10 protein-coding genes are annotated in these 8,664 nt (G+C 70.3%); 7 read left to right on the top strand and 3 right to left on the bottom strand.

What is annotated here, in order from left to right; translation table 11 throughout:
- Positions 1 to 7: 7 nt before the first annotated feature.
- Positions 8 to 937, bottom strand: a complete 930-nt coding sequence (locus ABD52_RS04610; RefSeq protein ID WP_047890880.1) for a LysR family transcriptional regulator — start codon at positions 935 to 937, stop codon at positions 8 to 10.
- An 83-nt stretch (positions 938 to 1,020) separates the two neighbouring features.
- Between ABD52_RS04610 and ABD52_RS04605 the strand changes: the two genes are divergently transcribed.
- The 3 genes from ABD52_RS04605 to ABD52_RS04595 are packed head-to-tail and all read left to right on the top strand — an operon-like array spanning position 1,021 to position 4,398.
- Entirely contained in the window at positions 1,021 to 1,704 is a 684-nt protein-coding gene (locus ABD52_RS04605; protein ID WP_082171209.1) for a succinate dehydrogenase cytochrome b subunit, read from the top strand.
- Between the two features lies 1 nt (position 1,705).
- Complete coding sequence (locus ABD52_RS04600) at positions 1,706 to 3,640, top strand: fumarate reductase/succinate dehydrogenase flavoprotein subunit (protein WP_047890879.1); 1,935 nt, start codon at positions 1,706 to 1,708, stop codon at positions 3,638 to 3,640.
- Entirely contained in the window at positions 3,637 to 4,398 is a 762-nt protein-coding gene (locus ABD52_RS04595) for a succinate dehydrogenase/fumarate reductase iron-sulfur subunit (RefSeq protein ID WP_047890878.1), read from the top strand. The genes ABD52_RS04600 and ABD52_RS04595 overlap by 4 nt, the downstream gene beginning before the upstream one ends.
- Positions 4,399 to 4,534: 136 nt before the next feature.
- On the opposite strand, the gene ABD52_RS04590 is transcribed toward ABD52_RS04595, so the two are convergent.
- Positions 4,535 to 4,771 carry a hypothetical protein gene (locus ABD52_RS04590; RefSeq protein ID WP_053065288.1) on the bottom strand — a complete coding sequence of 79 codons (237 nt, stop codon included), beginning with the start codon at positions 4,769 to 4,771 and terminating at the stop codon, positions 4,535 to 4,537.
- A gap of 202 nt (positions 4,772 to 4,973) precedes the next feature.
- The gene (locus ABD52_RS40080; RefSeq protein WP_200905161.1) at positions 4,974 to 5,147 is read right to left on the bottom strand and encodes a hypothetical protein; all 174 of its coding nucleotides are present in this window, start codon (positions 5,145 to 5,147) and stop codon (positions 4,974 to 4,976) included.
- Positions 5,148 to 5,280: 133 nt separating this feature from the next.
- Between ABD52_RS40080 and ABD52_RS04585 the strand changes: the two genes are divergently transcribed.
- From ABD52_RS04585 to ABD52_RS04570, 4 genes are all read left to right on the top strand, one after another.
- Positions 5,281 to 6,102 carry a helix-turn-helix transcriptional regulator gene (locus ABD52_RS04585; protein ID WP_047890877.1) on the top strand — a complete coding sequence of 274 codons (822 nt, stop codon included), beginning with the start codon at positions 5,281 to 5,283 and terminating at the stop codon, positions 6,100 to 6,102.
- Positions 6,103 to 6,114: 12 nt separating this feature from the next.
- On the top strand, positions 6,115 to 6,321 hold the full coding sequence (locus ABD52_RS04580) for a DUF397 domain-containing protein (protein ID WP_082171208.1): 207 nt from the start codon (positions 6,115 to 6,117) through the stop codon (positions 6,319 to 6,321).
- Between the two features lie 153 nt (positions 6,322 to 6,474).
- On the top strand, positions 6,475 to 7,659 hold the full coding sequence (locus ABD52_RS04575) for a zinc-dependent alcohol dehydrogenase (RefSeq protein ID WP_013285309.1): 1,185 nt from the start codon (positions 6,475 to 6,477) through the stop codon (positions 7,657 to 7,659).
- Positions 7,656 to 8,600: an SDR family NAD(P)-dependent oxidoreductase gene (locus ABD52_RS04570; protein ID WP_047890876.1), complete on the top strand. Its 945-nt coding sequence runs from the start codon at positions 7,656 to 7,658 to the stop codon at positions 8,598 to 8,600. Before ABD52_RS04575 ends, ABD52_RS04570 begins: the two co-directional genes overlap by 4 nt.
- The last annotated feature ends 64 nt before the right edge of the window (positions 8,601 to 8,664 follow it).

Below are 8,664 nucleotides of genomic sequence, written 5' to 3'. Positions count from 1 at the left end.
GGGGCGGTCAGAGGGGCTCTACGCCTGGGGGGAGTTCGGCGGTGGCGGTGGCGTCGTGGACGTACTCCAGGAGGATGCGGCGCAGCTCGCGCCCGGCGTGGGTGGGCACCACGTCGCGGCGGCGGGCCACCGCGATGGTCCGGCGGACGCCGGGCGGGACGAGCCGGGTGACCCGGATGCCGGCGCGGCGGGCTACCACGATGCCCGGCACCAGCGCGACGCCGAGCCCGGCCTCGACGAAGCTGAGCACGGCGTCCATCTCCCCGCCGTCGACGGACAGGGTCGGCTCGAACCCGGCCGCCCGGCACGCCTGGAGCGTGGCGTCGCGCAGGTCGTAGCCCTCGCGGAACATGACGAGCGGCTGGTCGCGCAGGTCGGTGATGCGCAGCTCCCCGGCCTCCGAGGCGCCCGGCAGCGGGTCGACCGAGGCGACCACCAGGCTCTCCCGCAGGATCGGGTCGGCGCGCAGCCCCGGGTCGATGCCGGCCGACGGCATGATGATCAGGGCGAGGTCGAGGTCGCCGCGGAGCAGGTCCCGGACGAGGTCCTGCGAGCCGCCCTCCTCCACGCGCAGGTCGATCGTGGGGTGCGCGTCGCGGAACCGGCGCAGCACCGGCGGGGCGAGCGAGGTGGCGAGGCTGGGGGTGGCGCCGAGCCGGACCCGGCCCCGGCGCAGCCCCACCAGTTCCTGCACCTCGCGGGTGGCGGTCTCCACGTCGGCGAGGATCCGCTTGGCCAGCGGCAGCAGCACCTCACCTGCTGCGGTGAGTGTGATGTTGCCCCTTACCCGCTCGAACAGCGGGGCCCCCAGGTCGGTCTCCAGCGCGTGAATTTGCTTACTCAACGAGGGCTGGGTTATGCCGACAAGATCGGCCGCCTGGGTGAAATGTCGTACTTCGGCGACCGCCACGAAGTACCGAAGCTGATGGAGCTGCATCTACATAGCCTACGGCTATCAACGCTGCGATTTCGATGCATTGGACGCCTGATCGAAGTGCTCCTAGCGTCGACCGCGTGGTAATCACGAAAACTCGGTCGCCCATCCGCTCGAACGTCGGCCTCAAGGCCGTCATGGCGGTGACGGGCATCATCCTCGTGCTGTTCCTGATCGCGCACATGCTCGGCAACCTGAAGATCTTCACGGGTGAGACGTCGTTCGACCACTACGCGCACTGGCTGCGGGACATCGGCACGCCGCTGCTGCCGACGACGTGGTTCCTGTGGATCCAGCGCACCGTGCTCACCGTCGCCGTCCTGGGGCACATCGGCGCGGCCACCGTGCTCGCGATGCGGTCCCGGGCCGCCCGCCCGGTCCGGTACGCGCACCGCCGCAAGATCCACGTGAACTACGCGGCCCGCACGATGCGCTGGGGTGGTGTGATCATCCTGCTCTTCGTGATCTACCACATCCTCGACCTGACCACGGGTCACCTGAACCCGCAGGGCGACCCGGCCAACCCGTACGGCAACGTGGTCGCCGGCTTCGCGCCGGAGCGCTGGTACGTCACGCTCTTCTACACCCTCGCGCTGGTGACCCTCGGCTTCCACCTGCGCCACGGCGCGTTCAGCGCGTTCCGCAGCCTCGGCCAGCAGACGCCGAAGGGCGAGCGCCGGGCCCGGATCGCCGCGCTCGTCTTCGCCGTCGCGCTCGTCGGCGGCTACCTGCTGGTTCCGTTCGCCGTGATCACCGGATTGGTGTCCTGACATGGATCTCTACACCGAGGGCGACCCGATCGCCGACACCCGGGCCCCGGACGGCCCGATCGAGACGCGGTGGGACCGCCACCGCTTCGAGATGAAGCTGGTCAACCCGGCCAACCGCCGGAAGATGACGGTGATCGTGGTCGGCACCGGCCTGGCCGGCGGCTCCGCCGCCGCCACCCTGGCCGAGCAGGGCTACCAGGTGCGGTCCTACTGCTACCAGGACAGCCCGCGCCGGGCCCACTCGATCGCCGCGCAGGGCGGTATCAACGCCGCCAAGAACTACCGCAACGACGGCGACTCGGTGCACCGCCTGTTCTACGACACGGTCAAGGGCGGCGACTTCCGCTCCCGCGAGTCGAACGTGCACCGGCTGGCCGAGATGTCGGTGAACATCATCGACCAGTGCGTGGCCCAGGGCGTGCCGTTCGCCCGCGAGTACGGCGGCCTGCTGGACACCCGCTCCTTCGGCGGCGCGCAGGTGCAGCGCACCTTCTACGCCCGGGGCCAGACGGGTCAGCAGCTGCTGCTCGGCGCGTACCAGGCGCTGGAGCGGCAGATCGGCCTGGGCAACGTGGAGATGAACGCCCGCCACGAGATGCTCGAACTGGTCCTCGTCGACGGCCGCGCGCGCGGCATCGTGGTCCGCGACATGGTCACCGGCGAGATCAGCACCGAGATGGCCGACGCGGTCGTGCTCGCCTCCGGCGGCTACGGCAACGTCTTCTACCTCTCCACCAACGCCAAGGGCTGCAACGTCACCGCCTCCTGGCGGGCGCACCGCAAGGGCGCGTACTTCGCCAACCCCTGCTACACGCAGATCCACCCGACCTGCATCCCGGTCTCCGGCGACCACCAGTCGAAGCTGACCCTGATGAGCGAGTCGCTGCGCAACGACGGCCGGGTGTGGGTGCCCAAGGCCAAGGGCGACCAGCGCAGCCCGCGGGACATCCCCGAGGACGAGCGGGACTACTACCTGGAGCGGATCTACCCGTCCTTCGGCAACCTGGTCCCCCGCGACATCGCCTCCCGCGCCGCGAAGAACGTGTGCGACTCCGGACGCGGCGTCGGCCCGACCGGCCTCGGCGTCTACCTGGACTTCGCCGACGCGATCAACCGGCTCGGCCGTAAGGCCATCGAGGCCAAGTACGGCAACCTCTTCGAGATGTACGAGCGGATCACCGGCGAGGACCCGTACGAGGTGCCGATGCGGATCTACCCCGCCGTGCACTACACGATGGGCGGCCTCTGGGTCGACTACGACCTCCAGTCGAGCATCCCCGGCCTGTTCGTGATCGGTGAGGCCAACTTCTCCGACCACGGCGCGAACCGGCTCGGCGCCTCGGCGCTGATGCAGGGCCTGGCCGACGGCTACTTCGTGCTGCCGAACACGCTCGCCAACTACCTGGCCTCCAGCTCGCTGGACAAGGTCGACGCCAGCCACCCCGAGGCGGTCGCGGCGCGCACCGAGGTCGAGGACCGGATCAAGCGGCTGCTGGCGATCAACGGCGACCGTACGGTGGACTCGTTCCACCGCGAGCTGGGCCAGATCATGTGGGAGCACTGCGGCATGGAGCGCTCCGAGGCCGGGCTGCGCAAGGCGATCGACGAGATCCGCGCGCTGCGGGAGCAGTTCTGGCAGCGGGTGCGCGTGCCGGGTGACGGCGAGGGCCTCAACCAGTCGCTGGAGAAGGCCGGCCGGGTGGCCGACTTCTTCGAGCTGGCCGAGCTGATGTGCATCGACGCCCTGCACCGCGAGGAGTCCTGCGGCGGCCACTTCCGGGCCGAGCACCAGACGCCCGACGGCGAGGCGCAGCGCGACGACGACCGGTTCGCCTACGTGGCGGCCTGGGAGTTCACCGGCACCGGTGAGCCCGTGCTGCACAAGGAAGACCTGACCTTCGAATACGTCCACCCCACGCAGCGGAGCTACAAGTGAACCTGACCCTGCGCATCTGGCGCCAGACCGGCCCCGAGGACAAGGGTCGGATGGTGACCTACCCGGTGCAGGACGTGTCCCCGGACATGTCCTTCCTGGAGATGCTCGACGTACTCAACGAGCGGCTCATCCTCGACGGCGAGGAGCCGGTGGCGTTCGACCACGACTGCCGCGAGGGCATCTGCGGCATGTGCAGCCTCATGATCAACGGTGAGGCGCACGGCCCGCAGCGCGGCACCACCGCCTGCCAGCTGCACATGCGGCAGTTCTCCGACGGCGACACGATCGACATCGAGCCCTGGCGGGCCCGCGCGTTCCCGGTCGTCAAGGACCTGGTGGTCAACCGCAACGCGTTCGACCAGATCATCGCCGCCGGCGGCTACGTCACCGCGCCGACCGGCAGCGCCCCGGAGGCGCACTCGGTGCCGGTGCCGAAGGCCGACGCGGACGCCGCGTTCGAGTCGGCTGCCTGCATCGGCTGCGGCGCCTGCGTGGCGGCCTGCCCGAACGGCTCCGGCATGCTGTTCACCGCCGCGAAGATCACCCAGCTCTCGCTGCTGCCCCAGGGCCAGCCGGAGCGCTACACCCGGGTGATCGGCATGGTGGACGCGCACGACGAGGCCGGCTTCGGCGGCTGCACCAACATCGGCGAGTGCGCGGCGGCCTGCCCGAAGGGCATCCCGCTGAACACCATCGGCCGGCTCAACCGGGACTACCTGAAGGCCACGGCCAAACGCTCGGGCACGCCCGGCTCCTGACCCGCGGGCACGACCCACGCGACCGCCGCGCCCCGCACCCGGGGGCATGGCGGTCGCCCTTCTCCGGGGTACGCACACCGGTTCGGCCGGTCGGGACGGGTCCTCCGCGTCGCCACGAACCTGATCAGCCGACGCATCAGCGGCCCCCGGCGCCGGGCGGCGGGGCAACAGTCAGCCCGGCCTCCAGGACGAAGATCGACCGCCGGGCAACGGCGTCGCCCCGCTTGTCGAGCACGTATCCGTCCAACCAGAGCCACCCGTCGTAAGTCGTCCAGTCGAGCCGGCGGATGAGGCGGAACAGGATGGGGTGGACGAACTGCACCGAGCACTCCGGCCCAATGAGCAGCACCTCACCCGCCTTCACGGCAGCCACCCGAAGAACCTGCCGCACAGGACGGCCGGGGCGGCCCAATGGAGATCGCGTGACGCCGCCGTCAACTGTGCCGCCATGTGGAGAGCCAGCTCGCCCGGCGAGTCCGCGTACTCACCGAGTAGTTCCCATCGACGCCGGGGACACGGCCACGGGCGGTGACACGCCGCGCACACCCACAGCGGCATGACCGGGCCGTGCGTGGTCACCGCCAGTGCCCTCGGTTGACCAGGACACGCTGCTTCACCCGGCAGGGCAGGTCCGACCCGCACAGGCAGACGCGCTTTGCCCGTCGCAGCGACCACACCGGCCGATGTCTGCGTGCCAGCTCTTCGGCCAGGGCCAGCACGTACTCGGCGTAGGTGAACCGCCTGCTCATCTTCCGCCTCCTTGCCAGCCGTGGATGATTCCCTAATCTGCAAGTCCAAAATGAGTATACGTTTGGAGTCACAGTTTGGGAACACACCGTTGACGTTCAGGTAAGGCGGCGTCAGGTCGGCCATACTCAGGCCATGGTCAACCCGACGATCCAGAGGCGGCGGCTCGGCAACGAGCTTCGGAGGGCGCGAGAAGCCGCCGGAAAGACGCAGGACGAAGCTGCCGCGATCATCGACTCCTCGTCCAGCAAGATCAGCAGGCTGGAGCTGGGCCAGTCGGGGATCAGGCTCACCGACCTGAAGCTGCTGCTCGACTTCTACGGCGTGGGTGGTGAGGAAGCCGAGCCGCTGCGCGACCTCGCGCGGGCAGGCCGACAACGGGGACGATGGAGCGGCTATCGCAACGTCGTGCCTGACTGGTTCCGGCAGTACCTCGACCTCGAAGCCGACGCGACAGAGATTCGCTGGTACCAGCCTGAGGTCATCCCCGGCATCCTGCAGGTCGAGTCATACATGCGATCGATGATCAACGGCGACGACGTGGATAGACAGATTGCGGTGCGGTTCGAACGACAGACGGTCATCGACCGCGAGGACGGCCCAGAGCTGAGCCTGATCCTCAGCGAGTCGGCGCTACGGCGGAACCTCGGCGACCGTGCGACGATGCGTGAACAACTACTGCACGTTGCGGAGGTCAGCCGCCGCAAGAACGTGACGTTGCAGGTCTTTCCGTTCAACGCTGCTACATACGTAGCGTCGTCATACAACTTCATCGTTCTGCGGTTCGGGGAAGCCTCGGACGTCATTTACGTGGAAACCTTCACTGACGCCGACTACCTCGACAGTCAGGAAGCCGTCCGGGCATACACTCGACTCTGGGACCGCCTTCAAGCGGCAGCCCTCGGGCCGGTAGAGTCCCGCAAACTCATCCTGCGGCTCGCAGACGAGATCAAGTGAAAGTTGACCATGATGACCCCGGACCTCACTAACGCAGTGTGGCGAAAGTCCACGCGGAGCGACAGCAACGGCGGCGCATGCGTTGAAGTGGCGGACAATCTCCCGGCTGTGGTCGCCGTCCGCGACAGCAAGGACCGGCAGGGGCCGGCGCTGTCCTTCGACGTCGACCGGTGGACCGGCTTCGTCCAGGGCATCAAGGCCGGCAGCTTCGACGCCTGACAACGGTGGTCCCGGGTGCGGTCGTCGGCCGCGCCTGGCCACCCGTCCGACCTCCCGATCCAGTCCTCCCGGCTCCGGCGGGACCGCACCGGTTCAAGTCGCTCCCCGCGGGTAGCAGTCCCATGGACGGCACCGACGAGGGGACAATCGGACATGAAGGCACTGACCTGGCACGGCAAGCGGGACGTTCGCGTCGAGGACGTCCCGGACCCCCGGATCGAGGAGCCGACCGACGCGATCGTCCGGATCACCTCGACCGCCATCTGCGGCTCCGACCTGCACCTGTACGAGGTGCTCGGGCCGTACCTGAAGCCCGGCGACATCCTCGGGCACGAGCCGATGGGCGTCGTCGAGGAGGTCGGGCCCGGCGTGACCCGGCTCAAGAAGGGCGACCGGGTGGTCGTCCCGTTCAACATCTCCTGCGGCTCGTGCTGGATGTGCGAGCGGCAGCTCTACGCGCAGTGCGAGACCACGCAGGTGACCAGCCAGGGCAAGGGCGCGTCCCTGTTCGGCTACACCTCGCTGTACGGCTCGATCCCCGGCGGCCAGGCCGAGTACCTGCGCGTGCCGCAGGCCCAGTTCGGCCCCATCACGATCCCGGACAGCGGCCCGGACGAGCGCTGGCTCTACCTCTCCGACATCCTGCCCACCGCCTGGCAGGCGGTGAAGTACGCGGACACTCCGCCCGGCGGCACGCTCGCCGTGTTCGGGCTCGGCCCGGTCGGGCAGTTCAGCGCCCGGATCGGCCGCCACCTCGGCGCCGGCCGGGTGATCGGGCTGGACCTGGTCCCCGAGCGGCTGGAGATGGCCCGCCGCCACGGCATCGAGGTGCTCGACGTCAGCCAGCTCGACGACGTGCCCGGCGCGCTCATCGACCTGGTCGACGGACGCGGCCCGGACGCCGTGATCGACGCGGTCGGCATGGAGGCGCACGGCGCGCCGCTGGGCAAGATGGCCCAGACCGCCGCCGGGCTGCTGCCGGACAAGCTGGCCCAGGCCATGACCGACAAGGCCGGCGTGGACCGGCTCGTGGTGCTGCACGCCGCGCTCAAGGCCGTACGGCGCGGCGGCACCGTGTCGATCTCCGGCGTGTACGGCGGCGAGCAGGACCCGATGCCGCTGATGGAGATGTTCGACAGGGGCATCCAGCTGCGCATGGGTCAGTGCCACGTGCGGCGCTGGGTCGACGAGATCATCCCGCTGCTGGAGCGCGACGACGACCCGCTGGGCGTCGAGGACCTGCGGACCCACCGGCTGCCGCTGACCGACGCGCCGCGCGCGTACGAGATGTTCCAGAAGAAGGAGGACGGCTGCGTGAAGGTCGTGCTCGCGCCGTGACCGGGACGGTGGTCGTCACCGGCGCGACCAGCGGGATCGGCCGGGCGACCGCCAGGGAGCTGGCGGGCCGCGGGGACCGGCTGGTCCTCGCGGCCCGCTCCCCCGCCACGCTCGACGAGGTACGCGACGAGTGCCGGGCGGCGGGCGCGCGGGCGATCGCCGTACCGATGGACGTGACCGAGCCCGGCGCGGTGGCCGCGCTCGCCGACGCGGCGCGGGCCGAGTTCGGCCGCGTCGACGCCTGGGTGCACACCGCCGCGGTGATGTTCTACGGCCGCTTCGACGAGACCCCGGCCGAGGTGTTCGAGCAGGTGGTCCGCACCGACCTGCTGGCCGCCGCGGCGGTGGCCCGGGAGGCGCTGCGCCGTTTCCGGACCACCGGCGGCGGCACGCTCGTGCTCACCGGCTCGGTGCTCGGGCACATCACCGCGCCCTACATGAGCGGCTACGTCGCAGCCAAGTGGGGTCTGCAAGGGCTGGCCCGCACGCTCCAGCAGGAGGCGCGGGAGACACCCGGCGTCGCGATCTGCCTGGTCAATCCGGGCAGCGTCGACACGCCCGTCTACCGGCAGGCGGCCAACTACCTGGGCCGCGTCGGCCGGCCGCCGCCCCCGATCGCCTCGCCCGAACGGGTGGCGCGGGCCATCGTCCACTGCCTCGACCGGCCCCGCCGGGAGGTGTCGGTGGGCCGGCTCAACGTGGTCATGCGCTTCGGCTTCACAGTCCTGCCCGGCGTGTACGACGTGCTGGTCGGGCCGCTGATGCGCCTGGCCGGACTGACCCGGACGCCGGTCGCCGCGCACCAGGGCATCGTGTTCACGCCCAACCCGGCCGGTGAGGCGGTCCGGGGCGGATGGCTGCCCGACGCGTCCCAGGTCGTCCGAGCCGTCGGCGGGCGCGCGGCGACCGTGGCGTCCGCGGTACGCCGCCGGCTGCCCTGACCGCCGCCGCGGACCGTCCGGTGGGCTGTCACGCGGGCGGACGCTCGTGCGGGTGGGCTGTCGC

The sequence above is a fragment of the Micromonospora sp. RV43 genome (assembly GCF_001029515.1).
Lineage (GTDB): Bacteria > Actinomycetota > Actinomycetes > Mycobacteriales > Micromonosporaceae > Micromonospora > Micromonospora aurantiaca.
The sequence above is the reverse complement of the archived record's forward strand: the minus strand, read 5'-3'. Positions and strand labels throughout refer to the sequence as shown.